This is a genomic window from Synechococcus sp. CCAP 1479/10, assembly GCF_019038515.1.
Lineage (GTDB): Bacteria > Cyanobacteriota > Cyanobacteriia > PCC-6307 > Cyanobiaceae > Cyanobium.
On sequence record NZ_JAFKRJ010000051.1, the window covers coordinates 33,151 to 57,628 of the forward strand.

General features: G+C 64.9%; 22 protein-coding genes and 1 pseudogene. 11 read left to right on the plus strand and 12 right to left on the minus strand.

Annotated elements, in window-relative coordinates:
- Positions 1-27: 27 nt before the first annotated feature.
- The 3 genes from KUG39_RS16575 to KUG39_RS16585 are packed head-to-tail and all read right to left on the minus strand — an operon-like array spanning position 28 to position 4,904.
- Complete coding sequence (locus KUG39_RS16575) at positions 28-1,131, minus strand: DMT family transporter (protein ID WP_353617646.1); 1,104 nt, start codon at positions 1,129-1,131, stop codon at positions 28-30.
- Positions 1,128-4,268, minus strand: coding sequence for an efflux RND transporter permease subunit (locus KUG39_RS16580; protein ID WP_216914327.1), 3,141 nt, complete (start codon positions 4,266-4,268; stop codon positions 1,128-1,130). The genes KUG39_RS16575 and KUG39_RS16580 overlap by 4 nt, the downstream gene beginning before the upstream one ends.
- A 42-nt stretch (positions 4,269-4,310) precedes the next feature.
- Positions 4,311-4,904 (minus strand): efflux RND transporter periplasmic adaptor subunit, encoded by a 594-nt coding sequence (locus KUG39_RS16585; RefSeq protein ID WP_216914325.1) that lies wholly within the window; start codon positions 4,902-4,904, stop codon positions 4,311-4,313.
- A gap of 123 nt (positions 4,905-5,027) precedes the next feature.
- Here KUG39_RS16585 and rppA point away from each other — a divergent pair, with 123 nt between their 5' ends.
- Positions 5,028-5,738, plus strand: a complete 711-nt coding sequence (rppA, locus tag KUG39_RS16590) for a two-component system response regulator RppA (RefSeq protein ID WP_216914323.1) — start codon at positions 5,028-5,030, stop codon at positions 5,736-5,738.
- A gap of 44 nt (positions 5,739-5,782) precedes the next feature.
- Positions 5,783-7,153: a two-component system sensor histidine kinase RppB gene (gene rppB, locus KUG39_RS16595; RefSeq protein ID WP_216918381.1), complete on the plus strand. Its 1,371-nt coding sequence runs from the start codon at positions 5,783-5,785 to the stop codon at positions 7,151-7,153.
- On the opposite strand, the gene KUG39_RS16600 is transcribed toward rppB, so the two are convergent.
- Both KUG39_RS16600 and KUG39_RS16605 read right to left on the minus strand, forming a co-directional pair.
- Positions 7,086-7,523 (minus strand): SLOG cluster 4 domain-containing protein, encoded by a 438-nt coding sequence (locus tag KUG39_RS16600; RefSeq protein WP_216914319.1) that lies wholly within the window; start codon positions 7,521-7,523, stop codon positions 7,086-7,088. The two genes, rppB and KUG39_RS16600, sit on opposite strands and share 68 nt — an antisense overlap.
- On the minus strand, positions 7,520-7,819 hold the full coding sequence (locus KUG39_RS16605) for a galactose oxidase (RefSeq protein ID WP_353617357.1): 300 nt from the start codon (positions 7,817-7,819) through the stop codon (positions 7,520-7,522). The genes KUG39_RS16600 and KUG39_RS16605 overlap by 4 nt, the downstream gene beginning before the upstream one ends.
- Positions 7,820-8,206: 387 nt before the next feature.
- Here KUG39_RS16605 and KUG39_RS16610 point away from each other — a divergent pair, with 387 nt between their 5' ends.
- The 3 genes from KUG39_RS16610 to KUG39_RS16620 all read left to right on the plus strand — a co-directional run bounded on the left by KUG39_RS16610 (position 8,207) and on the right by KUG39_RS16620 (position 10,735).
- Positions 8,207-8,752: an ankyrin repeat domain-containing protein gene (locus KUG39_RS16610; protein WP_216914317.1), complete on the plus strand. Its 546-nt coding sequence runs from the start codon at positions 8,207-8,209 to the stop codon at positions 8,750-8,752.
- 397 nt (positions 8,753-9,149) lie between these two features.
- Complete coding sequence (locus KUG39_RS16615; RefSeq protein ID WP_216914315.1) at positions 9,150-9,695, plus strand: hypothetical protein; 546 nt, start codon at positions 9,150-9,152, stop codon at positions 9,693-9,695.
- 329 nt (positions 9,696-10,024) lie between these two features.
- Positions 10,025-10,735, plus strand: coding sequence for a hypothetical protein (locus KUG39_RS16620; protein ID WP_216914313.1), 711 nt, complete (start codon positions 10,025-10,027; stop codon positions 10,733-10,735).
- Between the two features lie 79 nt (positions 10,736-10,814).
- On the opposite strand, the gene KUG39_RS16625 is transcribed toward KUG39_RS16620, so the two are convergent.
- Both KUG39_RS16625 and cynS read right to left on the minus strand, forming a co-directional pair.
- Complete coding sequence (locus KUG39_RS16625; protein WP_286194022.1) at positions 10,815-11,642, minus strand: site-specific integrase; 828 nt, start codon at positions 11,640-11,642, stop codon at positions 10,815-10,817.
- 723 nt (positions 11,643-12,365) lie between these two features.
- Complete coding sequence (gene cynS / locus KUG39_RS16630; protein ID WP_216914309.1) at positions 12,366-12,812, minus strand: cyanase; 447 nt, start codon at positions 12,810-12,812, stop codon at positions 12,366-12,368.
- A 299-nt stretch (positions 12,813-13,111) separates the two neighbouring features.
- Here cynS and KUG39_RS16640 point away from each other — a divergent pair.
- The 3 genes and pseudogenes from KUG39_RS16640 (at position 13,112) to KUG39_RS16650 (ending at position 17,045) form a co-directional block, all read left to right on the plus strand.
- Positions 13,112-14,253: pseudogene (locus KUG39_RS16640) on the plus strand (IS3 family transposase).
- A gap of 439 nt (positions 14,254-14,692) precedes the next feature.
- Positions 14,693-15,493, plus strand: a complete 801-nt coding sequence (locus KUG39_RS16645; RefSeq protein WP_216914303.1) for a hypothetical protein — start codon at positions 14,693-14,695, stop codon at positions 15,491-15,493.
- Between the two features lie 202 nt (positions 15,494-15,695).
- Positions 15,696-17,045, plus strand: coding sequence for a cytochrome P450 (locus KUG39_RS16650; protein ID WP_286193040.1), 1,350 nt, complete (start codon positions 15,696-15,698; stop codon positions 17,043-17,045).
- Between the two features lie 5 nt (positions 17,046-17,050).
- On the opposite strand, the gene KUG39_RS16655 is transcribed toward KUG39_RS16650, so the two are convergent.
- Genes KUG39_RS16655 through KUG39_RS16670 form a run of 4 tightly spaced genes read right to left on the minus strand, consistent with a single transcriptional unit; the run spans position 17,051 to position 19,911 of the window.
- Positions 17,051-17,230: a hypothetical protein gene (locus tag KUG39_RS16655; protein ID WP_216914301.1), complete on the minus strand. Its 180-nt coding sequence runs from the start codon at positions 17,228-17,230 to the stop codon at positions 17,051-17,053.
- A gap of 37 nt (positions 17,231-17,267) precedes the next feature.
- Complete coding sequence (locus KUG39_RS16660; protein ID WP_216914299.1) at positions 17,268-18,086, minus strand: ABC transporter permease; 819 nt, start codon at positions 18,084-18,086, stop codon at positions 17,268-17,270.
- Positions 18,083-18,733, minus strand: a complete 651-nt coding sequence (locus KUG39_RS16665) for an ABC transporter ATP-binding protein (RefSeq protein ID WP_216914297.1) — start codon at positions 18,731-18,733, stop codon at positions 18,083-18,085. The genes KUG39_RS16660 and KUG39_RS16665 overlap by 4 nt, the downstream gene beginning before the upstream one ends.
- Before the next feature lie 38 nt (positions 18,734-18,771).
- Positions 18,772-19,911 (minus strand): hypothetical protein, encoded by a 1,140-nt coding sequence (locus tag KUG39_RS16670; protein ID WP_094585170.1) that lies wholly within the window; start codon positions 19,909-19,911, stop codon positions 18,772-18,774.
- A 150-nt stretch (positions 19,912-20,061) separates the two neighbouring features.
- Here KUG39_RS16670 and KUG39_RS16675 point away from each other — a divergent pair, with 150 nt between their 5' ends.
- Entirely contained in the window at positions 20,062-21,045 is a 984-nt protein-coding gene (locus KUG39_RS16675; protein WP_216914295.1) for an ion channel, read from the plus strand.
- On the opposite strand, the gene KUG39_RS16680 is transcribed toward KUG39_RS16675, so the two are convergent.
- Entirely contained in the window at positions 20,930-21,949 is a 1,020-nt protein-coding gene (locus KUG39_RS16680; protein WP_216914424.1) for a glutathione S-transferase family protein, read from the minus strand. The two genes, KUG39_RS16675 and KUG39_RS16680, sit on opposite strands and share 116 nt — an antisense overlap.
- A 130-nt stretch (positions 21,950-22,079) precedes the next feature.
- Between KUG39_RS16680 and KUG39_RS16685 the strand changes: the two genes are divergently transcribed.
- Positions 22,080-23,327: a family 10 glycosylhydrolase gene (locus tag KUG39_RS16685; RefSeq protein ID WP_216914293.1), complete on the plus strand. Its 1,248-nt coding sequence runs from the start codon at positions 22,080-22,082 to the stop codon at positions 23,325-23,327.
- A gap of 72 nt (positions 23,328-23,399) precedes the next feature.
- Positions 23,400-24,476 (plus strand): DUF3616 domain-containing protein, encoded by a 1,077-nt coding sequence (locus KUG39_RS16690; protein ID WP_216914291.1) that lies wholly within the window; start codon positions 23,400-23,402, stop codon positions 24,474-24,476.
- The last annotated feature ends 2 nt before the right edge of the window (positions 24,477-24,478 follow it).

Below are 24,478 nucleotides of genomic sequence, written 5' to 3' on the forward strand. Positions count from 1 at the left end.
TCTCAGTATCAGCAGTAGCGATGCGTCTCAGCCTCCCTGGCGATGACCATGGCGGTGATGAACATCACTGACGTGAGCATGCTCGTGCTCAATCGGTGCGTGCTGATGCTCATGGGCATGCCAATAGGCCTGCTGTGGATCGCTTGAGAGCTGGTCATTCCGAGGGTGGTCGTGGCTGTGGTGGGGGTCTCCGCAGGTCGGGTCGTGCCTGTGACGATGCGCATGGCTGAAGGCGTCATGGCGATGCCAATGGGCATGGTCTTCCTTGAGCAGAACGGCAACGCCGAGCAGCATCAGGGCTGAGGCCGTCCCCATGCCGCTAGTGAATGCCTCGCGCAGCACCATTACGGAGAACAGGACGCCTACGAACGGAGCCGTTGAAAACACCACGGATTCGCGCGCCGCACCCAGATGGCGTAGGGCCAGCAGATCAAGCCAGATCGAGAGGCCGTAGCCCATCGCGCCGATCACCAGCAGTCCGAGAAGAACGGGCCAGGCCGGCAGGGATTGGCCGGCCGCCAGGGCCAGCAGCAGCATGGGAGTTGAGGCCCCGATCGCCTTCAGCATCGCGATCTGGAGGGGGTCGCGCAGGCTCAGGCGCTGGCTCAGGTTGTTGTCGATCCCCCAGGCCAGGCAGGCGCCGGCGATCAGCAGGGTGCCCTGCAGAGTTGCTCCGTGAAGAGAGCCCTCCGTGAGCAGCACGGCACCGGAGAGGATCAACACGGCCGCGATCAGCCCCCTGCGGCCGAGGTGCTCACGGCCGATCAGCACCGCGATCAGCAGCGTGAACACCGCTTCCAGGTTCAGCAGCAGCGAGGCGGAGCCCGCCGAAAGCAGGGTGAGACCCTGGACCAGGCAGATCGGACCAACCATCCCCCCTAGAACGGTGAGCCCCAGCAGCGGTGGAAGGTCACGGCGCTGCACCGGTGACTCCTGCTGCTGCTGACCACGGAACCCCCGCACCATCAGCAGCGCGATGCCAGCTCCGGCGTAGAGCAGCGCCGCGATCATCAGCGGCGAGCCTTCTTGGCTGACGACGCTGATCAAGGGAGCGCTGAGGCCGAAGAACACCGCGGCCAGCAGGCCAGCGATCAGCCCCTGCCGCTGTGGGTTACCCCTCACTCTCGTCACAGGATCGCCGCCAATGGCTTCAAGCCTCGCGCAGGCTTGCGGAGCCGGGGAAGCAACCAGCGTCCGAAACTGGCATAGAGGGCGGGGAGCACCAGCAGGGTGAGGCTGGTGGAGGTGAGCAAACCACCGAGCACCACAATCGCCAGGGGTTGGAGGATCTCGTTGCCGGCCCCGAAGGCCAGGGCCAGCGGCAGCATGCCCAGGGCCGAGGTGAGGGCGGTCATCAGGATCGCGTTGAGGCGCTGCAGGCTGCCGGCGCGGATCACCTCCTTGAGCTCCAGCCCTTCGGCGTGGCGGCGACTGTAGTTGTCCACCAACAGCAGGCCATTGCGGACCGCCACCCCGAACAGGGTGATGAATCCAATCAGGGAGGCCACCGAAAGCACACCGCCGGTGAGCAGGATCGCTACCAGGCCACCGACAAGGGCCAGGGGCAGATTGATCAGGATGGCAATCGTGGCCGGCAGAGATTTGACGGACACGAACATCAACACGGCAATCACCATCGTGGCCAGCAAGCTGTAGAGCACCAGGTTGGCGGTGGCCCGCTCCTCTGATTCGAACTGCCCGCCGTAGCGGATCAAGTAGCCGCTGGGCACCTTGATCTTGGTGTCGATCGTCTTTTGGATGTCGCCGACGACCGTTCCCAGTGGCCGGCCACTGACGTTGGCGGACACCACGATCAAGCGAGACACATCCTCCCGGTTGACCACATTGGCGCCCAGTCCGTTGTCAATCCGGGCCAGGGATCCCAGCGGCAGCATGGTGCCGGCGGGGGTTGAGATCGGAATGGCGCGCAGGGCATCGAGGCTGTTACGGGATTGCTCGGGCAGCATCACCACCACATCGGTGCGATCGGTGCCGTTGCTCACCACCTGGCCCACCGTCTTGCCGTTGAGGGCGATCTCCACCGCATCAGCGAGTTGCTGCATCGTCAGTCCGTTGGCGGTGGCGGCCTTGCGATCGAAAGCGATCTGCACCTGCTGGATGGGCAACTGGGGTTCGAGCTGCAGATCCACCACCCCCTGGATCGGTTCGATGGCGTCACGCACCTGCTCGCCGATCCTGCGCAGTTCGGCCAGGTCGGGCCCGTAGATCTTGATCGCGATGGCGCTGCGCACCCCCGAGAGAACCTCATCCATGCGGTGGGAGATGAAGCCACCGATGTTGGGTGCCACGCCTGGAAGGCGAAGAAAGGCTTGGCGGAGTGCGGCGATGGCGGCAGGGCGATCCTTCATCGCCGCATCGCTCAACTCCACATCCACATGGGCCAGGTTGACGCCTGCCCCATCGGCATCTCCCGGGGCCCGGCCGGTACGAACCTGCACCCACTCAAACAGTGGATTGGCCTTGAGGGTGTTGGACAACGCCAGCCCGGCGCGGTTGGTCATCTCCAGCGACACGCCTGGATAAAGCACCATCGAATTCACCAGGGACTTCTCGCGGAACTCCGGCAGGAACACCCGCCCGAGGCTGGGCAGGATGGCGCAGGCCAGCACCACCACGGCCAGGGCCACGGCCAGCACCCGCTTGGGTGAGTTCAGCGCCATCTCCAGCATTGGCCTGTAAGCCCTCTCGGCCCAGGTGGCGATCCAGGTGCTCTCAGCGGGGAGCCGTGTGTTCGCCAGCAGAATCCCGCAGAGCGCTGGCGAGAGGGTGAGTGCCACCAGGGTGGAGGCGGCGATCGACAGCAGATAGGCCAGGCCCATCGGCGCGAAGATCCGCCCTTCCACTCCTGTGAGGCTGAAGATCGGCGCGAACACCACCACAATGATGACGGTGGAGAGAATCACTGGTTGGCGCACCTCCACCGAGGTTTCGTACACCACCTGCAGGGGATTCTTGGGCTGGGCGGCCACCTGGTTCTGGCGCAGGCCGCTGTAGCAGTTCTCCATGTCGACAATGGAATCGTCGACCACCGAGCCGATTGCTACCACCAGCCCGCCGAGGGTCATGGTGTTGATCTCCAGCCCAAAGGCGCGCATCAGCATCAGGCCGATCAGCAACGACAGGGGGATGGCACTGAGGGTGATGACGGCGGTGCGCCAGTTCATCAGGAACAGCAGCATCACCACCGAGACGATGGCGATGCCTTCTAGCAGTGAGCTGCTGACGTTCTTGATCGCCGTGTCAATGAAACTGGCCTGCCGGAAGGTGCGCTTCACTTGAATGTCGCCCGGCAAGGTCTTGCTGAGGGCGGCGATCCGCTCCTCCACCTCACGTGTGACTCTGGGGGTGTCGATGTCGGGCTGCTTGTTGATCATCAGCACCACCGCCGGCTTGCCGTTGAAGCTGCCGTCGCCGCGCTTGAGGGCGCTGGCCAGCCGCACGGTGGCGACATCCCCGAGCCTGAGCGATTGGCCTTTGCTGCCTGTCACAACGGAATCGGCGAGTTCCTCAGGGCTGCTTGCCTGGCCGCTGGCGCGGATCAGTTTCTCCTGCCCGCCCGCGATCAAAAAACCGCCGGGTGCATTGGAGCTTGCCGCTGCAGCCGCCTCAGCCACGGCCTGCAGCGACACATTGCGGGCCTGCAGTTGCTGGGGATTGATCTGGATCTGCTGCTGGGCTTCTTCACCGCCATAGAGGGTCACCTGGGAAACACCGGGCACCGCCAGAATCTGGTTGTTGAAGGTGGTGGCAACGATCCGGCGCAGCTCCATCGGCGTGGTCGGGCCGCCGCCCTTCAAGGTGAAGGCGTACTGCAGGATCGTGCCCAGTGGCGACACGAGCGGGGAGATGGCCGGCGCGCTGGCATTGGCGGGCAGCTCCGCCTCGATCTGCTGCAGGCGTTCCGCCACCGATTGGCGTGCCCGGTTGATGTCGGCGTTCTGATCGAAGATCACCTGCACCATCGAAAGCCCCACCTTCGAGGAGGAGCGCACGGTTTCCACTCCCGGCAGTCCGTTGACGGCCGATTCGATCGGCACGGTGATGCGTTGTTCCACCTCTTCTGGTGCCAGACCATCGGCGGTGGTCTGCACATCCACCTGGGGTGGGGCGAACTGGGGAAAGACATCCAGGGGCATGCGGCTGAGGATCGAAAGGCCCCAGAGCGTGATCAGGATGGCGACCACAACCACCAGCCAGCGTTTGGCGATCGAGGTGCGCAGCGTCTGGTTGAGCAGGCTTTCAAACATGGGAATGGGTTGAGTGGCGGTAGAAAGCGCAGGCTTCGGGTGTCAGTTCTTCTTCCCCAGGCGGGAGGCCACGACCACACCGCCCACCACCACCACCGCAGCACCGGCCCCGATCACCAGGGGGTTGAGGCCTGCGGCGGCCGAGGGCGCGGCCACGGCTGGGGTGGCTGGGGCATCAGAAGCAGCGGCGGGGGTTTCCTCACTGGCGGCCACGGCGCTTTGGCTCTTCTTGGATTCGGCGTAGAGCGAGAGGGCCCCCTGGGTCACCACGTCGTCTCCCGGCGAGATGCTGCCGTCGGTGATTTCGATCTGATCGCCCTTGCTGGCGCCGGTCTGGAGGAACACCGGGTCGTAGGTGGTGCCGCTTTTCACGAACGCCAGGGGCTTGCCATCCGCATCCACCACCGCAGCGACCGGAATCGAAATCACACCGCCGACTTCGGTGGCAGGGGCGGTGGTGATGCCCAGCAGGGAATCGATCTCGGCGCTGGCCTTCACCTGGCGCACATTCCCCTGCTGCTGAAACTCATCGCCATGGCCCACGTGGGCCATGGCTGGTTGGAGACTGCCGAGGGCCAGGCTGCCGAGGGTCATGGTTCCGAGGCTGAGGCTGGTGGCCAGAAGAAGGGCGCGCATGCTGCTGCTGCCGCGAGGGCAGGACAAGGACCCGCAGAGGATGCCGCAGTGGGGATGAAAAACAGGTGAAACCGCTTGCGCTACCTAGGATCAGCCGCAATGTCTGACTTCTGGCCCAGGCCCATGCCCCTGCGCATCCTGTTGGTGGAGGACGAAGCGGAGCTGGCCGGGGCGATCCAGACGGTGCTCAGGGCCGAGCAGCATGTCGTCGATCACGTGACGGAGGGTCTGGGGGCCTGGAGCCTGCTGCTCAGCGAGCTGGCCACCTACAACCTGCTGATCGTCGATTGGATGCTGCCGGGTCTTTCAGGCCCTGAACTCTGCCGTCGGGTGCGCGGGGCCGGTCTGACCCTGCCGGTGCTGATGCTCACTGCCCTGGCCGACACCAGCCACCGGGTGCAAGGCCTTGATGCCGGCGCCGACGACTACCTGAGCAAGCCGTTCGCGATGGAGGAACTGCTGGCGAGGATCCGCGCGCTGCAACGCCGCCAGCCCAACTACCGCGAGCCACTGCTCAGTTCCGGGCCCTATGTGCTGGATCCGGCCCAGGGCTGCCTCACCGTTCAGCGGGGAGAGGAAACCACCAGGATCAACCTGTCCGCGAAGGAACTCCAGCTCATGGCCTTTTTCATGGAGCATCCGCAGGAGATCATTCCCGGAGCGCGACTGCGGTCCCAGCTCTGGTCGCTGGATGAGGATCCGATCAGCAATGTGGTGGCGGCCCAGGTGCGTCTGCTGCGGCGCAAGATCGCCAGTCACGGGCTGCCCTGTCCGATTGTCACGGTCCCCTCGAAGGGTTACCGCTTTGATCCGGAGCCTGAGGAAGAGCCATAGAACGGCTCGCTATGGCCAGGCCTGGTCCCATGTCCCGTAGCCGGATGCGGCTGGCGGCTGTCTACCTGCTGGTGATCGGGGTGATCCTCTATGGCGCAGGCCTTGGGATGTTGGGCCTGTTGATGCGCTCCAACTGGTCGGCCCTCGAGCGCGAGGTGGAAACCCTGGCCGGCACCTTGCATGACAGCCTTAAGCCGTTGCTGCCGGCGGAAGCCAAGCCTTCTCCCCAGCTGGCCGCGGTGCTGCCTGGGCTTTGTCTGGTGGGATCCCCATGTCAGCCGGCCCCCTCGCTGATCCCGCGCCACGCCGTCAGCATCACGGACCCGGAGCGGTTCTACCTGCGCCTGCTGGATCCCAGCGGTGGACTGATCGCCCACTCCCCGGGATCGCCAAGGGCCAAGGCAGAACGCCCTGGCCCCGCCTGGACGGTGGTGGCAGGGCCTGGAGGCGAACGCTTCCTGCAGTATTCGATCCACCTGCACCGTTCCCACACGCCAGCGGACCCTGGCGCGAATGCGCTGGAGATGGATTGGGGGTATCTGCAAATCGGGCGCAGTTTGAGCGGGCTCGACGCAGAGCGGCAACGACTGTGGTGGGCAACTCAGACGATTGTTGTGTTGGCCCTGGTGGTGGCAGGCCTGGCCAGCTGGTGGCTGTCGGGTCTGGCGATGCGGCCGTTGCTGGCGGCGTACCGGCAGCAGGAGCAGTTCACCGGCGATGCAGCCCACGAACTGCGCGCACCTCTGGCCAACCTGCTGGCCGTGGTGGAAGCCCACAGGACGAAGCCTCCGGCTGACGCCGTCGCCAGGGACCAGATGCTGGCCGCGGTCCAGGGGCAGGGGCAACGGCTGAGCCGCCTGATCAGCGACCTGCTGCTGCTGGCCCGGCTCGATGGTCCCGAGGCCGGAGCCGCCATGCAGTCCTGCTCCTTGACGCAGATCGCATGCGATTTATTGGAGGAGACCAGCGAGGCGGCGTCGATTGCCGAGGTGCAGCTCCGCCTGCAGAGTGGTGATGACGATCTCAACGTGTTGGGAGTGGAATCGGAGCTCTATCGGCTCGTGTCCAACCTGCTCTTGAACGCGATTCAGTACACACCGTCAGGCGGGGAGGTGCTGCTGAGCCTGAGGCGCGAGGGAAACCTTGGGCTGTTGCAGGTGCAGGACAGCGGTATGGGCATCACTCCAGCCGATCAACAACGCATCTTCGATCGCTTCTTCCGCAGTGATCCCGGTCGTTCCCGCCGTCAGGGCGGCACCGGCCTTGGCCTCTCGATCGTGGCGGCGATCATCCGTCGCCATCGCGGCGAAATCATCGTGGCTTCCAAGCCGGGTTCCGGGAGTGTCTTCACCGTGAAACTGCCCATGGCCACAACACCGGCACCGCCATCAGGATCAACGGCCTGCCCCCATTGACCGCATGTTCGGCTTCTGATGCTGTGCCGGGGCCTCCGCCCCCACAGATCACCACCACATCGGAGCTGAGCACGTTGATCACATTGCGGGCCATCCCCATGCCGGTGAACACGGCCAGATCCAGTTCCGCCGTGCTCTGCCTGTCGTCGTCGTTGCCTACATCGGGCAACACCCCCACCACTAGGTGCCCCTCCACCCGTGATGCGCCGCGGCTGGCCGCCGCCATCACCCCCGCCGGGCGGCCACCGGTGAGCAGCACCCAACCCTTGCGGCTAATGCACTCCCCCATTTCCTCGGCGATGGCCACAGCCTCAGCGGAGGCGCCCTCTCCATCGCCCATCACACCCACCACCGCCCGCCGGCTGCTCATGCCACCTCCGGGCACCAGCCCCGCTGGCGCGTCATGTCTTCGGTCCAACCCTGGTAGCGGCGGGTGAAGTGCTCCCCATTGGCCAGCAAGCCCTGATGCAGCTGGCAGGTGAGCACCGGGATGCCGTTCACCCCGGCGTGGTGGCGAAACCAGTGGCAGGTCATGCAGACCTTGCGGCTGCGGCTGGCCAGCAGCACCTCCTCATCGAGGTAGGGCCACTGCTCGTAGCCGCCATCGTCCGCCGCTGGGCTGGGGGCCAGCCGTGTGCCTCGGGAGCGGGGTGGGGAAGCAGCCACGACAACACCAGCACAGAGAACACCTGTACTAGCAGAAGTCGTTTGGTTCTGGCCAGCTCGGGCGCGACCCCAGGCGGACCCCCAGGTAGAGCCCCAGGTGGCAACGAACCGTCGGTGGTGGGCCGCTTCATCGGCTCCCACTGGGGTGTGGAGTGGCTCGATGAAGAAGGCGATGCCGATCCGCAGCAGGAAATGCCTCTGCGCTGGGCCATGTGATGCCGCGGGCCACGGGGCTGCGGAGGGCCATCGACCATCAACCAGCGTCAGCGCCAGTAGATGTCACTACGCGCCCTCATTCAGCCCTGAAGCAGTGGGGCATGGACCAACCGAGAAAGACTGACAACGCACCACATAGAATCCTCGTGGCCATGTTGAACTAGCCGGGGCGTGGAGAAGAAGCAACAATCCGTTGAGAGTGCCTACGCCGAGGCAAAAAAGGGAAACTGGGCGCATGTTCTGACCCTCTGGCAGTCAGAACCACGGTTCGCAAGTGGCTGCAGTAGATACGTGAATCCATTTTCCGGATGGTCCTTTTTGCATCAGGCCGCCCGCTTCGGTCATGAGGCAGCCTGTCGCGAGCTGATTCGCCTTGGCACGGCAATCGGGACACTCACTTATGAGAATGAGAGTGCAGCTGATATTGCAAGAAGGCATCAACACCATGAGTTGGCAAGCGTCCTGCAGCGGGCTTGCCTGGATCAGGATGACTGCTGGTGTCCGCCAAGAGATCCCAAGCTGTTCCCAAGTAGCAACTTTTGGGATGAAGCCCAAGAGCGAAAGGCAATAAACACAATGCTGGTTGCCTATGGCGGCAGCGTCATCAAGATTCCTGCTGGCTCCCGCTACTATGTGGATTCGTTTGAACGCGCGCTGATTGGTTGGCACGGAACCTATGACCCGCCTGGTGACATGGGATGCGGATCAATGGTCTGAGTAAAGTCGGTTAGCATGCTTAATAATGAGTAGTTTCGCACAAGTAGTTAGCTGTCAACTCCAATTCTGCTGTATTCGCCGAGACTCTGATGATTGTCGCCAAGCGATGCTAGTTGGCGATGGCTGGCTGATCGCTGCAGGAGCGTCCTTTTTGGAAGCAGACACTGTTTCAAGGATTAGAGTGTAATTCTACGACTATCTCTTTTCGAAGATGACCACATTCAGCCTCATGTCCCCATGCGGTCACCCCGCGCCTAACAGACTCGAAGGCGCCATTGGGGGCACTCCTGACGTTGGACTACTCGGCCAGAATGAACGATGTCGCCGTTCGACTCTTCCGCCCTTCTTGGATGGTCTTGTCTTTCACTTTGGACAGCCTCCTCGTAGCAGTGTCAGAATGCAGAACTTCTATCACTTGGGAGACTTCTTTGTAGTATCGAACTCCTTCAAGGCGTTTCTCGATCGTCACGCAGGCTGCAGCTTTGAGGCAAGGACGATTCGGACCAAGCATTCTCAAGACGTCGAGCATGAACAGTATTGGGCCATGAAGGTGGCAACCAGGGTTGACTGCCTCTTGCCCGATAAGTCGTTCCGTACGCAACCATCATGGATCACTGATCCCCCACCCTGCTTCCGTGAACGAGCGATGGAGACTGCGTTGGCGGAGGATGTTGCCCCTTACTTTGCCAATAAGGGATCCTCGACCTACTTTTCCTACCCTGGACATGGGGTGGGCAGTGTGTGCATGGATTTCTCCTCAGTACCGGCAGGTGTCAAGCTCTTTGAGCCACTCTATTGGCCACATTTTCTGGTGGTCGATGTGATCTTCGCTAGAGAGATGGAGCGGCAATGCAAAGGTGGAGCATTTGGCTATTACTTCTGGACGCTAGGCTTTGACGACGTCACTGCCGAATACAACAGTTTATTGCACAGTCTTCGATGACAGTCCAGTCACGGCGGTGCTCATAGGTGGCGTTGAAATTGCATTGCGGTTCCTCTGAGTGCTGGTGGGTCGACAGGGGCGGAACTGCGGCAGGTGTGGACCTCCTCGCCCCCTGCTTCAATCAGATGGTTGATCTCTGCTCGGGGCCGCTGGGGGATTGGCGATTCGGACAGCACTCTCTCCCGATGCAGTGCTGCCCCGCCCCTGGAGAACACTCCGGCCACCCGCACCCGCACCCGCACCCTCACCTGCTGTCGTGATGGCAGCGCGACAGCTCGACAGCATCCCAAATCCACGTCATCCTGCTATCGAGCCAGCACCGCGACACCATGACAGCACTCTCTGACGTGGCGCCCGCCGATCTCTCCATCCGGGATCTGGAGAAACGATGGGGGATCAGCCGCAACGGCCTCAAGGCCCGCGCCCGCGCTCTCGGGGTCGAGCTGATCCGCGTCTCCTCCACCCTCACCACCTGGCCGGGCGCCTTCATCGAACTCGGGGAGAGGCTCCACGAACACCTCCAGTCAGGGCAGCCCATGGGGACCTTCCCTGGCCTGAAGCCGGTGGCGGCTGATGGCAGTGCGACGGCAGTGACAGCAGCAGACGCCACGGCGATCGTGAGGTCTCCAGGCAACGACCTTGCGCTGCTGGTGGCGGCCATGCGGGAGGCGGCGGCTGCCCCAACGGCGGATCCCCTGCTGCGGGCTCGTGGGCTTGCCGAGGCTGCCGATAACGCCCTGGTCCTCACCACTACCGATCTGGCTGCCCTGCTGGGTCAGGGGGTGATGTCCTGGCGGAGCGGACATGAGGCCTATGGCTATCGCTTCGAGCGGCACCACCAGGGCCGGCAGGTGCTGTGGACCGTCGCGCGCGCCATCACCCCCAGCTCCCCAGCGGGAGTGCGTGCCCTCCCTGGAGTCAATCCAACGTCCAGCAGTGAGCGGCGCGTTGGATTTGCGGCAGAAGCGTTCATTGACGTCCCCTGGCGGATGGCCGACACGACGGGCAGCCGTTTGTTCCTGCAGAACCGCATCGGTTGATCAGGTAGGGGGGATCAAGTGTCAGCTCAAGAGATGCCCTTGCTGCTGCCGGATGTGCTTAGTTCCTGCCCTTGTCTTGCTAAGTCGCCAAGGCCTTGGCAAACGCCGCTGCCGCTCCTTGACCTGACGCCCATGGATAGCTGCGGAGATGCACCTCCAGGGAGTGCCCCATGCTCAGCGCCACACTTCCCGGGTCGATCCCGAGTTGATGGCCCCGCAGGCTGTAGCCATGCCGAAATGAGTACGGCACAGCACGTTCCCCTCGTGTCGCCATGCGTTCCCGCAGTTCCCTCCAGCCCCGCTGCCGCTTGAGGTAGGTGCCGATCGCATCAGCGGCTCCCGGCCCGGCGCCCAGGGGCGGGAGCTCAATCGCGCCGGCGCGCCAGCGCTCCAGCAGCTGCCAATCCTGTCTCCGCCCGTCCCAGTCGGTGAGCGGCAGTGGATGCACCCATCGCGGGGTTGTCATTCCACCGCCGCTGCGCTTGCGGTAGCTGCACCACCACAACGGTTTGCCGCTGCCCGGATCGCTGCGCACCCCCAGGTGCTGCAGCTCGATCGGCCGGAGGCCCAGCTCCGCCAGCAGTCGCAAGGCATCGGCCCAGCGTCGGCCTGGCTCATCCGTGGGCAGGGCGTCGATCAGCTGCAACACCTCCAGGTCGGTGAAGGGGTCTCCCTTGCGGTGCCCTGCAGCGGTTTCAGCAGCGGCGACCCCAATGTGCGGCCTCAGATCGGCCGGTGGTCGCCAGCTCTCAGGGAACTTCTCGCGCTCCACGCAGTGCCGCAGGAACTGGGCCAGGGACTGGGCCCTGATCTGCCGGGCACGGCTACCTGGCGCCCAGCCCCGCAGGCAGGCATCCAGCAGCGAAATCGCATCCGTGGGTCGCTTCTGGCCTTCCAGCTGCTGCAACGCCAGCTCCAGCACTGGGGCGTAGTGCTGCTCCCAGGTGGAAGGCTTGATCGCCCCCCCATGCTCCAGCTTCTGGCTTCGGAAGCCTTGCAGTGCATCGCTCCAGCTGTCAGTCCTCCGCGGTCCACGGCCCTCAGCAATGGCAGCTGCGTCCCGCAGGCCGTGGCCTTTGAGGGTAAGCAGGTAGATGTTTCGAACCCGGGCCAGGATCGGGCCTACCTCCTGCTGACTCCATCGGAATGGCAGTGCCACTGTTTGTCGTGGACTCCCCGCGATCCGCACCTCCAATCGGGCGAAGTGGTCCTGCTCCCGCAGTGTCCAGCCCCGGGCCGTGGAACTTCGGACACCGACCCGCAGGGCCAGCTCCCAGCTCTCGCCAAGCCGCACACGTGGCATGGTAGCCGCGCAAAATCCGCGCAAAACCTACCGCTTCTGCCCGATCAGTGCCGTTCACGCTCAGTCAGGAGAGCAGTTCTGACGCGCCATCACGCTTTCTGACTGGTCTCGATACCTGCTTTGGGAGCACTAGGTCGCAGGTTCGAATCCTGTCGCCCCGATTGACTTTCCCCGATCCACCCATCGGGAACTGAGCCCTATCTGCGCAAAGGGGTGAAAGTTTCAATCCACGCTCATCGTTCCAGGAAGGCTTGGCCAACGGTCGGAGGCCCTCCCATGAGAGAGGCCCCTTGCCACGGCGTCAGACCAGCCTGGACGAGGTTTTGATCACCACTTCTTGTAGGGCAGAAACTTTCCGCACATGGTGACTTTGACCCTGTTGCCGGTTGGATCCTCCACTTTGTCCACCTCCATGGTGAAGTCGATGGCGCTCATGATGCCATCACCAAATTTTTCCTGGATCACATCTTTGAGTGGCAGGCCGTACACCTGCATGATTTCATAGAAGCGATAAATCAATGGATCGGTCGGAACCTCCGGATCCAGGCAGCCCTTCACGGGCGGGGCTGTCAGCTCGTTAGCCAGGTCTGGATCCAGATCCAGGGCCGCCAGAAGCTTCTCCGCCTCCTCTGGAGAGGCCGAGGCCTGTCCGTACAGCAAGCTGGCGATCCAGACTTCATCGCGCTGGAGAAGTGTTTCCAGCTCGGCGAAGCTCACGCCCTTACGGCGCTTGGCGCTCAGCAGAGTTTGACTGAGAGGGGTCAGTGGGCTCATGGCACGATGCTGATGGGCGGAATGGGGCGACCAGGTGGCGGAGGCCCGACAGAGGTTAGCCGTGCTTTCCCACCAGGTCGTTCATGCCTGCACCTGTAAGCGCCGCTGCTGGGGGTTGAGGTTCCGCAGCGCGCTCAGTCCCAGGTGCCGCATCGTCATGACGACATCATGAGCATCATTTCTTCCACCCATTGCATCAAGGCTGATTCGATTTCTGGGCACTCTTGACGTGGACCCCGGAAACCGCTCCAGGGTGAATGAGAGTTCTCAGCCGGCCTGACTGGGCCGGGGACTCCACTATGAAACGCACCAGGCACACAGCGGAGCAGATCATCCGCAAGCTCAAGACCGCCGACCAGCTGAGCGCCCAGGGCAAGACCGTCGCCGACGTCTGCCGCGTCATCGAGGTGACGCAGCCCACGTACCACCGCTGGCGCCAGCAGTACGGGGGCATGCAGGCCGAGGAGGCCCGGCGGCTGACCCAGCTGGAGAAGGAGAACGCCCGTCTCAAGAAGCTGCTGGCGGAAACGGAGCTGGAGAAGGCCATGCTCAAGGACCTCGTTGCGCCGTGAGGCCCACCTTGCGGTGCGACGAGAAACTTCTCAGCCCGGAACGTCGCCGCAGGGCTGTCACGGTCCTGCAGGAGCGTTACCGGGCTTCTGAACGCCTCGTCTGCCGGGTGGTGGGCCAGCACCGCAGCACCCAGCGTCATCCCGGCAAGGTTGTCTCGATTGAGGAGGCCAAGCTCCGGCAGCGTCTCCGGGAGATCGCAGCGGATCACATCCGCTGGGGCCGCCGGATGGCCTACCGCCTCCTGCGGCGCGAGTGCTGGACGGTGAACCACAAGCGGGTGCAACGGCTCTCGCGGGAGGAAGGCCTGCAACGGCCCACTCCCAGGAAGCGCAAGCGGGCACGACCCGCCGACGGCTCGGTGCGCCGCCACCGGGCCGAGCATCCCCACCAGGTGTGGGCCATGGACTTCCAGTTCGACACCACCGCCGATGGCCGCCGACTCAAGTTCCTGAACGTGATCGACGAGCACAGCCGCCTCTGCCTGGCGATCCGTGTGGGCAGACGCTGCAAGGCCAAGGATGTGGTGGCGGTGCTGGAGGAGCTCACCAGCCTCTACCCGGCGCCAGCGTTCATCCGGTCCGATAACGGGCCGGAGTTCATTGCGCAGGCTCTACGGGATTGGTGTGAGGCCAGCACCACCACCAGCACGGCCTACATCGCACCGGGATCCCCATGGGAGAACGGCTTTGCCGAGTCGTTCAATGGCCGGTTCCGGGATGAGTTCCTCAACACCGAGCTGTTCACCACAGCCCCAGAGGCGCAGATCCTGGCCGATCGCTGGCGCTGGGAGTACAACACACTCAGGCCCCATTCGGCCCTCCAGGGGCGTACGCCCCTGGAGGCAGCTCAACAGGGAGCTGCCGCATGACGACACCCAACCACTCTCATAAGGCCTGGACCGCTAAAGGGGGTCACGTCAGACGTCCGGCCCTTGCTTGGGCCCTATCGACACCCGCCCCACTCATCCATCTGACGCCTTGGGACCGCGTTGCGCTGAAGGAAGCTAAGACTCTTTCGATCGGGATCTCCAGACGTCGCACCAGGCCGCAACCATCCGGTCTGCCCTGCCGGGTCTGGATCGTATCTGGCCTTCAGTGATTCCACCGGAAGCCGCCGCATGCTCCACGGCGCATGGAGAAACCTACCGAGAAAGATCACAGACTGGCAGCTTGAGTTACTGTTTCCCTGATCGACCGTTTGGGGGAGAGCCATTGTTTCGATGGAACCCAGCTGCTCTTTGCGTCGTTGTACTGGCGTCTTCCGGCGTGTGTAGCTATGGCCGCCCTGCTTCAGCATCGAGCCCAACGATGGTGATCTCGAGCAGTGCAGGCTCAGCCAAGAGAACTGTCGATGCCATCCTCAAGCTGGAAGAACTCACGGATGCCAACGCGGCGCACCTCCTGCTGGAGCTAGGCAATAAGTCCATGGTCGTTGTGTATTCCAGTAAGGAAAGCAGTCCCACACAGACGGCCCAGCTCGATTTGATCGCTCGCGACAGCAATAACTATGTTGGGGCTATCAAGTTCTACCGGCTTGACCAGGCCAAGTACCCGAAGACATGGAGTGATATCAGCCACAACGAAGCCTGGAGGCGTGGCCCGATTTTCATGCTCGTCAACAACAATCCGAAGATGATCGGCACTGTTAAGGATCTCAAGGATGGTGCCGAAGTTGTCGTTCATTCCATCTCAACCGATCGTCTGCGCGCTGAAATCACCCGCTTTCTGAAGATCCGACCACCGGTTTATCATGTCACTGTTGATGAGGTCGACCGGCTGATTCTCAAGCCTGGTCTGCCGACCTTCATCATGGCTTACCGGAACAAGGGTCCCCAGAATATGCCCACGCAGTTCCAGCGCTTTGCCTATGAGTCACAGCTCTATGCCGGTCGTGTCAACTTCGTGCTGATCGACCTCGACCAAGGCGATCCTTCGGCCCAACTTGGGTTCACCTTTCCCAAGCAGGACGACCCCTATTATGTGGTCTACAAACCAAAGGATAAGGTCGGTCTTCTCATCAACAATCCCCTGCTGTCCGAGACGTTGATGGAGGATGCCATCCGCAGCTACTTCGGCCCTGGCCACGAGCCCGCCAAGGTGATTCCTTAGGCCCACTTTCTTAGGCCCACTTTTCCTTGGCGAAAAGAGCCTGTCCGTCCCACATCCCTGTGGGTCATCGATTCAACCTTCTCGCCATCCTTGGCCCCCTTTCAACACGCCACCAATGCGGCAGGCCGCTGCGCTTGCCGCCAGCGGCGTCGCACCGCGATCACCTGGCTGCCAGCCTGGAGACTGCCCCGGATGACGCTGCTTGCTCCCCGACCCCGCCACCCTTCGGCCCGTTCCCAGCACAGCAGCGGTGAGCGGGGTGCTCGAAACCCTCGCCTTTTTCCGCGATCCGGATTTTGCCGGCTCACGCTTCGAGCGTTACGGCGATGTCTACGAAACCAGCCTGCTGGGGCAGCGCACCGTGTTCATCCGTGGTGGGCAGGCCATTGCCGACCTGTTCGCCCAGGGTGACGCGGTCGAGGGCTGGTGGCCCGACAGTGTGAGGCAGCTGCTCGGGCCGCTGTCCCTGGCCAACCGCAACGGCGCCGACCACAAGGCGCGCCGTCGGGTGGTGGGCCAGCTGTTCGCCTCCGCCGCCCTGAGGCGCTACAGCCCGGCGATCGTGGCGTTGGTGGAGGGCCTCAACCAGGAGCTGCTGGCTGCGCCAGCCCCCGTGGCCCTGGTGCCCCGGTTGCGGCGTTTCGCCTTCGCCGTGATCGCCACCACGGTGCTCGGGCTTGATGGTGCCGATCGTGACGCCCTGTTCACGGACTTCGAAATCTGGTGCCGGGGCCTGTTCTCCTTTCCGCTCGCCCTGCCCGGCAGTCCCTTCGCCGGCGCCCGCCAGGCCCGTCAGCGCCTGTTGCGGCGCCTCGGCTCCGTGCTTCACAAGGCCCAGGTCGCCTCGGCTTCCGGAGCTCCCCTTGCGGCTGGCGGCCTCGACCTGCTGGCCGGCGGCCTGGATGAGGCCGGCCTCCCCCTGGCCGACGACGATGTGGCGGAGCAGTTGCTGCTGCTGCTGTTCGCCGGCTACGAAACCACCGCCTCCGCGCTCAGTTGCCTGCTGCTCACCCTGCTGCAGCATCCCGCCGAGCTGGCCTGGCTGCTGGAGGAGCTCGACGGCCTGAGCTGGCCCCCTGCCGAGGGGGACGCCGTGAGCGCCTACGACGCCCAGCGAGCCCCGCGCCTGGATGCGGTGGTGAAGGAGGTGATGCGGCTGACACCGCCGGTGGGGGGCTTCTTTCGCCGCACCCGGGAGCCCGTCGCCCTGGCGGGTGTGCTGGTTCCGGCCGAGCGGGTGGTGCAGGTGAGCATCACCGCCAGCCATCGCCATGGCATGGACCCTGAGGATCTGGCCGCCTTCCGGCCCCAGCGGCATCTGGAGCAGGGCGAAATGGTGACCCTGCTGCCCTATGGAGGCGGTGAGCGCGTCTGCCTGGGGAAGGCGCTGGCGGAGCTGGACATCCGTCTATTGGCGGTGGGGCTGCTCAAACCGCTGAGCCTTGCCCTCGAGCCGGATCAGGACCTGACTCTCATGGTCATTCCCAGCCCCTCCCCGAAGGACGGCCTGCTGGTGCGCCCACGCCGCCGAACCAACGCATCCGGCTCTTAGGTCTCTCAGTCCCCAAACGTCCTATCCAGCCATTGAGTCGCCACATAGACACCGATGAACATCGGAAGATAGGCGATCCACATATTGGGAAGGTTCAGCTCTGAGTTATTGATCAGAACAAGACCCAGATAGCTGATGACGCCATAGATGGATGCCCTGCGCAGTGGCCCGACGAGCTGTTTCAAGTCTGATCAATCGTTGGTTTGACTCTACGCAGCCTCGTCATCGGCCGCCGCGAGGCCGCACCAGGCGGTCGAGCCGCAGCTGGTGGTCGGCACTGGTGAGCCGTGCGTAGGCCAGGCCCACGACGCCGAACACCCCCAGCGCCGTCGCCGACGCGATCATGAACAGGATCACGATCTGGTAGCGAACCGCCGCCGCCGGTGCCGCCCCCTGGAGGATCTGGCCGGTCATCATCCCGGGCAGGCTCACCAGGCCCATCACCATCATCGAATTGATCGTCGGGATCATCGCCACGCGTATCGCCTCGCGTACCACCGTCTGGCAGGCCTCCCAGCGGGTCGCCCCCAGGGCCAGATCTGTTTCGACCTGATCGCGGCCGCTGCGCAGGCCGTCCATGAAGCGATCGAGTCCCAGGGAGATGCCGTTGAGCGTGTTGCCCAGCACCATCCCCAGCAGGGGGATCAGATATTGGGGGTTGTACCAGGGCTGGGGCCGGATCAGCCCCGACACCGCCAGGCCCGTGACCAGCGCCGAGGAGGCCATCACCGACAGCAGGCTGTTGAAGTAGATGCCGGCAAAGCGGTGCCGGGTGCGCTGGACGGCGGACACGCCGGCGATCATCGCCATGGCCGCCCCCACGAGCACGATCAGGGGCGCCTGGTCCTGGTGGAACAGCCACTCGAGCACAAATCCCACCAGCAGCAGCTGCACCACCATCCGCACCGACGCCACCAGCAGGCTGCGGCCCAGGCCCAGGCGCAGCGCCGCCGACAGCCCCACGTTCACCAGGATCAGCAGGCCTGACAGGGCCAGGCGGCCATCACTGATCGTCAGGGCGCCGGCGCTCGAGGGGGTCATCGCTGCAGCTCCAGGGTGCGGGTGGCGAAACGATCGATCTGCTCGCCGTCATGGCTGATGAGCACGCAGGCGCGCGCACCGGTGGCCAGCCAGTCGCTCAGCAGGGCCTCGACGGCGGCGGTGGTGGCTCCGTCGAGGGAGGCGGTGGGTTCATCCAGCAGCAGCACGGTGGGATCGAACTGCAGGCCCCGCAGCAGGGCCAGCAACTGCAGCTCACCGCCGGACAGCCGCTCGGCGTCGTAGTCCAGGAACGAGGGATCGCGCCCCAGGGCCGCCAGCCAGCCGGTGATTCGCCCGTGGCTCCAGCTGCCCTGCCCGCGCCGCTCCCGGAACCGCCAGGGCGCGCGAAGGTTCGCCGCCACGGTTCCCCCTCCGGCGACGGGCCGCTGGGCCAGATACAGCACCATGGCCCGCCAGCGCGGCAGACCCCAGGCCGCCGGCGAACGCCCGAGCAGGCGGAACGTTCCCGCCTCGGGGGGATCGAGCAGGGCAAGGGTGCGCAGCAGCAGGGTTTTCCCTGCCCCCGAGGGCGCCACCAGCCCCAGGCGATCACCACCGGCCAGCGCGAGATCCAGCTGGCTCCAGAGCAGCCGATCCCCCAGTCGCCGCTCGAGGCCGGCGGCGCTCAGCAGCTGGGGGCGGTCCAAGGTTGAGCGATGACCAGCCATCCCTCACTTTGACCCCGTCACGCACCGGCCGGCGCCGATTGGCAGCGGGTGCCTTTGGAGGCCAGCCACAGTTCCACGGTGCCCTGGGGGACGGAGCGTGCGTACCTCCATGTGCTCAGGTCGATGGGAGAGATGCCGGGCTTTGTATTCCCGGTTCCGGCAAGAAGGGCGCGGACCGATGGCGAGGTTGTCTTGAGGGCGCTGATCTGGGCGATCAGCTTCTCGGCCAGGTCGTTGTCAGCCTTGTGGAAGAAACGAACGGAGTTGTATGGACCGCAGCTGCTCGATGACGGTTCCACGAAGCGCACGCCAGAGACGATGTACCAGCGCTTGGCGGAGAGCTGGACCAGGATGGGTTTCAGTTGCTCGGCGATGGACGGATTATCCAGATGGACGGTGACGACGGCCAGACTTGGTTCGGTGTAGGCACTTTTGGCCCGAGCCGTTTCGAGCCTGACGGCATTGAGCTGGTTGACCACCCTGGCCTGGGCCAGGGAGCCCGCCACCAGCCTGGGATCGACGATCGGGTCCTGGGCCAGCTGGGAGACGCTGACCGACTGTTCGCCATTGCTGTCCTTGCCTTCCACCTGCTTGCGCAGCGCTTCGATCGCCAGCGCCCCGGCCTCACCGCAATCGGCCTGGATGTCAGCAGCCGGCGTCAGGTCCTGGCCACCAAGTTTCAGATGGAGGTTGAACACCTGCTGCTGGTAGTAGTCATTGCAGGCTTCGCCGGAACTCTGAACCAGACGGTTCAGCACCCTCGCGGCCTGGTCGACACCATGGTTGAACTGGGTCTGGGTGGCGGACGCTTGGCGGGAATTGTTATTCTGAGCATTGATCGACTCTTCCCCGGATGACCCCTCGATCAGCAGAATCGAGATGCGTGCGAGCAGTAACTTGTCCCTCGGGGCCTTATCCTTCCCCGGCTCAGTGTTGAGCATGTGCTCGATGGCCAGCAGGGAGATGTCTCTGCCAAGTTGCTTTGATGTGAGTTTATCGGTGAGATCACCAACCAGTCCCGCCGTGCGTGATTGCTGCGACAGCTTGTTGACTTCGTTGGAGGTGATCGTGGCGACAATCAATCCGATGGTGCCGGCGATGGCGGCGATGCCTGAGACGATATTGTTGAATGTTCTGCCCCGTTCGGAATCTGCCATTCGCGTTGTCTGAGGCCGTCATCTGGGGCCCAGTCTCAATGGCACATCAGAGCGCCCAGGAGGCGGTCCCACATTTCTTATTGGTGTGCAAGGTGGCATTCCCTGGGCACCTTTCGATGTCACGATGGTTTCTGCCACCACTGGATTGGGATGGGCCCATCGGTCGAGCGTCGCCAGCCGATCCGGACGGTGCGGCTGAGCCACCGCGGCGGGATGCTCCATGCGGAGGAACGGCGGGGCTGGCACCGCCACTGGCGGGAGCCCTATCGCTTCATGCTGGCCATTCCCTGGCTGGGCTTTCTGCTCAGCATCGCCGCCAGCTATCTGCTGCTGAATCTCGCCTTCACGCTGCTCTATGCGCTGGATCTCGATGGCATCGGCGGGGCCCCCGATGGCCAGCGCCTTTCGGTTCTGGATGCTTTCTTCTTCAGCGTCCAGACCCTGGGTTCGATCGGTTACGGCGTGCTCCATCCCAGCAGCCTCTGGGTGAATCTGGTGGTCACGGTGGAGGCCTTCTTCGGGCTGCTGTTCATCGCCGTCACCACCGGCCTGGCCTTTGCCCGCTTCTCCCGCAGCCGGGCCCGCCTGCGCTTCAGCCGCGTGGCCACGATCGAACCCTGGCAGGGGCACCCCACCCTCACCTTCCGGGTGGCCAACGTGCGCCAGAACAACCTGGTGGATGGGCGGATCCGGGCCTCCCTGGCCATGAACGAGGAGAGCGGCGGCCGTCGGATGCGCCGCCTCGTGTCCCTGCCGCTGGTGCGTGATCAGTCGATCAGCTTCCAGCTGATGTGGACCGTGATGCACCGCGTCGACCAGCACAGCCCCCTGTTCGGCCTCAGCCGGGAGGAGCTGGAGCGGCGCCAGGCTGAAATTCTCGTGGCCTTCCAGGGACTCGACGAAATCCTGCTGGCACCGGTGCACTTTCGCTGCAGTTACGGGGCGGCCGATCTGCGGCTGGGGGAGCAGTTCCGCGACATGGTGCAGATCGACGGCCCCGACAGCGTGTTCCTTGATTTCAGTTGCTTCGATGTGACCGATCCCCAGGATCCGCCGCCGCTCCCACCAGCTCCCGGCCATGGGGAAGGAGATAGTCGATCGCCAGACCCACAGGCACAACACCCGTGGGGTTGATCATGGTGTGGCTCTGGTAATAGTGCCGTTTGATGTGCGCCATGTTCACCGTCTCCGCCACCCCCGGCACCTGGTAGAGATCGCGGGTGTAGGCGAACAGGTGGGGGTAGTCCACCAGCCGTTTCAGGTTGCACTTGAAGTGCCCCACATAGACCGGATCAAAGCGCAGCAGGGTGGTGAACAGGCGCCAGTCCGCCTCGGTGATCGCAGGTCCCATCAGATAGCGCCGGCCGGCCAGGTGCTCCTCCAGCCAGTCGAGCGTGGCGAACAGGGGACCCAGCGCCTCCTCGTACGCCTCCTGGGTGGTGGCGAAACCACAGCGGTACACCCCGTTGTTGACGGTGGCGTAGATCCGCTCATTGAGGCGGTCGATCGCCTCTCGCAGCGCCACCGGATAGACGTCCCCCACCCGGGCTCCCAGGTGATCGAAGGCGCTGTTGAACATCCGCAGGATCTCGGAGGATTCATTGCTGACGATCGTGCGCCGTTGCCGGTCCCAGAGCACCGGCACAGTGACCCGGCCGGAGTAGTGGGGATCGGCCACGGTGTAGAGCTGGTGCAGGGCTTCGGCGCCCTCGTTGGGGTCCGGCACCACCCCCTCCGCCGCCTGGAACGTCCAGCCCCGCTCGCCCATGAACCAGTGCACGACGGAGAGCGGGATCAGGTCCTCCAGCCCCTTGAGGGCGCGCAGGATCAGGGTGCGGTGGGCCCAGGGGCAAGCCAGTGACACATAGAGGTGGTAGCGGCCGGCTTCGGCGGCAAAGCCGGCCTCGCCGCTTGGACCGGCCGATCCATCCGGGGTGATCCAGTTGCGGAACGCCGCCCGCGAGCGCTCGAAGCGGCCGGCGCTGCTGCCGGTGTCGTACCACTGGTCCCTCCAGACCCCGTCCACCAGCAGGCCCATCACGGTCGCCATGACGCCTGCGGACCCTAACGGGCCTCCTGCGCCACCTGTTCACCCGGCGGACCCTGGGCGCTACGGCGGGAAATCGCCCCCATCGTGGAGGAATGAGCGGCGCTGATCCCTGGAAGCCATGGCCGGTTTGAACCGACGCGGCCCCCTCCGCGGGATCGCCCTGCTCCTCAGCGGGGTCCTGCTGGCTGGGGTGCTGTCAGGGGTGCTCGCGTGCCTGCCGCTGCTGTCGCCAGCGGCGAAAGCTCAGGACCAGCCGGAGGAACTGCGGGGGGTGTGGCTCACCGCCAACGACATGCCCGTGCTGCGGGACCGCGGCCGCATGCAGACCGCCGTCGATCAGCTGGCGGAGCTGGGCTTCAACCGGCTCTATCCGGTGGTCTGGAACGGCGGCTTCGCGTACTACCCCAGCCGGGTGAGCGAGGCGCGCCAGCTGCAGGACTTCAGCTTCCGCGGCCTGCAGGGCCAGGACATCCTGGCCGAGCTGATCAGCGCCGGCCGCAACCGCGGGCTCAAGGTGATCCCCTGGTTCGAGTTCGGCTTCATGGCGCCCCCGGAGTCGCCGCTGGCGCAACGGCACCGCGGCTGGCTCACCCAGACCCGCGACGGCGGGCTCACCTCCACCAGTGCCGCCGGCCGGGTGGTGTGGCTCAATCCCTTCCGGCCGGAGGTGCAGCAGCTGATCACCGACCTGGTGCTGGAGGTGGTGAACGACTGGGGTGCCGATGGCATCCAGTTCGACGACCACATGAGCCTGCCGCGGGAGTTCGGCTACGACCCCTTCACCAGGGCGCTCTACCGCAAGGACACGGGCAAGGATCCACCGGCCAACCCCGAGGATCCGGCCTGGGTGAAGTGGCGCGCCGACCGGATCACCGCCTTCCTCGACCAGCTGGCCAGGGCAATACGCGCCGCCCGCCCCGGCGCCCTGATCTCGATCTCCCCCAACTACTACGACTTCGCCTACAAGCTGCAGCTGCAGGACTGGCGCGAATGGGTGCGGCGCGGCATCGCCGATGAGCTGCTGGTGCAGATCTACCGGCCCGATCTGGAGAGCTACGGGCCCCACCTCAGCCGGGCCGAGGTGCAGGAGGCCCGCCAGCGCATCCCCACCGCCATCGCCGTGTTGAGCGGCCAGCGCAACCGCCCCACCCCCCTGGCCCTGATGGCCGAGAAAGTCGCCGCCAACCGGGCCCGGGGCCTGGGGGTGGCTTTCTTCTACTTCGAGAGCCTGTGGAGCCTGGGCCCCGAGCCGCCCGCCGAGCGCATCGCCGGGCTGGCGGAAATGCTGGGCCCCCGTCGGCAGGCGCTGGGGGCCTCCGGGGGCCGCGGAGCTACATCGCCGCCCCTGCCGCCGCCGCCTCCCTAGCGAACGCCGGGAGCTGACGTTGACACCCCCCGACGCCCCACTACCAAGGAAAGAAGCACCCGCCTTCCCCCCATGCCCGAGCCGGCCGCCGACCTGCCCCTGGCCGTCCCGACCCACCAGCGCCTCCTGGAGCTGTCCCCCGCCAAGGACACGGAAGCCGAGGAACTGCGGCAGAACCTCTCCGCCCTGGTGGCCCTCGACCGGGTGCTGTGGCTGGGGGGTGATGAGGGACGCAGCCTGTACCGGTTGGACCGCCTCGGCGATCACCACTACGGCAACCTCAGCGCCGTGAAGCTCAGGGATTTCGGTCTCGCCGGTGGCAAGGACGACGGCGAATCGGACCTCGAGGGGCTGGCCCGTGATGGCGATCGCCTCTGGATGGTGGGCTCCCATTCCCTGCGGCGCCGCAAGTACGACGCCAAGGCAGGACCCCTGAAGCTCCACGACAGGCAGAGCCGCAACGCCCATGTACTCGGCTGCCTGCGCCTCGATGGGGAGGGCCAGCCCGTGGCAGGGCAGAGGCTGGCCTTTGATGCCGCCGAGGGCCGTGATGCCCTCACCGAGGCCCTGGCGAGCGACCGGCGGATCGCCCCGTTTCTGGCGATCCCCAGCAAGGACAACGGACTCGACATCGAAGGCATCGCCGCCCGTGGCGAGCGGGTGCTGGTGGGGCTGCGCGGGCCCGTCCTGCGGGGCATCGCCCTGGTGCTCGACCTCCGCCTGGGTGGCCTCGATGCCGACGGCCCCACCCTCAGCCTGGAGGCCCATCGCTGCCGCTACCTGTCGCTCAGCGGCCTGGCGGTGCGGGATCTGGCCGTGGTCCCCGGCAGCGACGACGTGCTGGTGCTGGCCGGGCCGACGATGGACCTGGCGGGCCCCTGCTACCTGCACCGCTGGCGCAACGCCCTTGGCCCGCAGGGTTCACCCCAGCAGGACGGCGTCACCATGGAGACCACCGAGCCCCTGCTGTGGATCCGGGATGGCCGCCCCGGTCGCCCCGGCCAGGGCAGCGACAAACCGGAGGGCCTGGATGTGCAGCGCCGTGGCGACCAGCTGCTGGCCTGGGTCGCCTACGACGATCCGGTGGCCGCCAGGATTGGCGAGCAGGGAGTCAGCACCCGCCTGGATGGCTTTGTGCTGCCGGACTGACG

Excerpts from the sequence above, each read along its gene's own strand:
- KUG39_RS16615 (WP_216914315.1), top strand. The coding sequence starts at position 9,150 with ATGCAGAACTTCTATCACTTGGGAGACTTCTTTGTAGTATCGAACTCC.
- KUG39_RS16685 (WP_216914293.1), top strand. The coding sequence starts at position 22,080 with ATGGCCGGTTTGAACCGACGCGGCCCCCTCCGCGGGATCGCCCTGCTC.
- KUG39_RS16620 (WP_216914313.1), top strand. The coding sequence starts at position 10,025 with ATGACAGCACTCTCTGACGTGGCGCCCGCCGATCTCTCCATCCGGGAT.
- KUG39_RS16660 (WP_216914299.1), bottom strand. The coding sequence starts at position 18,086 with ATGACCCCCTCGAGCGCCGGCGCCCTGACGATCAGTGATGGCCGCCTG.
- KUG39_RS16585 (WP_216914325.1), bottom strand. The coding sequence starts at position 4,904 with ATGCGCGCCCTTCTTCTGGCCACCAGCCTCAGCCTCGGAACCATGACC.
- KUG39_RS16670 (WP_094585170.1), bottom strand. The coding sequence starts at position 19,911 with ATGGCAGATTCCGAACGGGGCAGAACATTCAACAATATCGTCTCAGGC.
- cynS (WP_216914309.1), bottom strand. The coding sequence starts at position 12,812 with ATGAGCCCACTGACCCCTCTCAGTCAAACTCTGCTGAGCGCCAAGCGC.
- KUG39_RS16600 (WP_216914319.1), bottom strand. The coding sequence starts at position 7,523 with ATGAGCAGCCGGCGGGCGGTGGTGGGTGTGATGGGCGATGGAGAGGGC.
- rppA (WP_216914323.1), top strand. The coding sequence starts at position 5,028 with ATGCCCCTGCGCATCCTGTTGGTGGAGGACGAAGCGGAGCTGGCCGGG.
- KUG39_RS16690 (WP_216914291.1), top strand. The coding sequence starts at position 23,400 with ATGCCCGAGCCGGCCGCCGACCTGCCCCTGGCCGTCCCGACCCACCAG.
- KUG39_RS16680 (WP_216914424.1), bottom strand. The coding sequence starts at position 21,949 with ATGGGCCTGCTGGTGGACGGGGTCTGGAGGGACCAGTGGTACGACACC.
- KUG39_RS16675 (WP_216914295.1), top strand. The coding sequence starts at position 20,062 with ATGGGCCCATCGGTCGAGCGTCGCCAGCCGATCCGGACGGTGCGGCTG.
- KUG39_RS16580 (WP_216914327.1), bottom strand. The coding sequence starts at position 4,268 with ATGTTTGAAAGCCTGCTCAACCAGACGCTGCGCACCTCGATCGCCAAA.
- KUG39_RS16645 (WP_216914303.1), top strand. The coding sequence starts at position 14,693 with ATGGTGATCTCGAGCAGTGCAGGCTCAGCCAAGAGAACTGTCGATGCC.
- rppB (WP_216918381.1), top strand. The coding sequence starts at position 5,783 with ATGCGGCTGGCGGCTGTCTACCTGCTGGTGATCGGGGTGATCCTCTAT.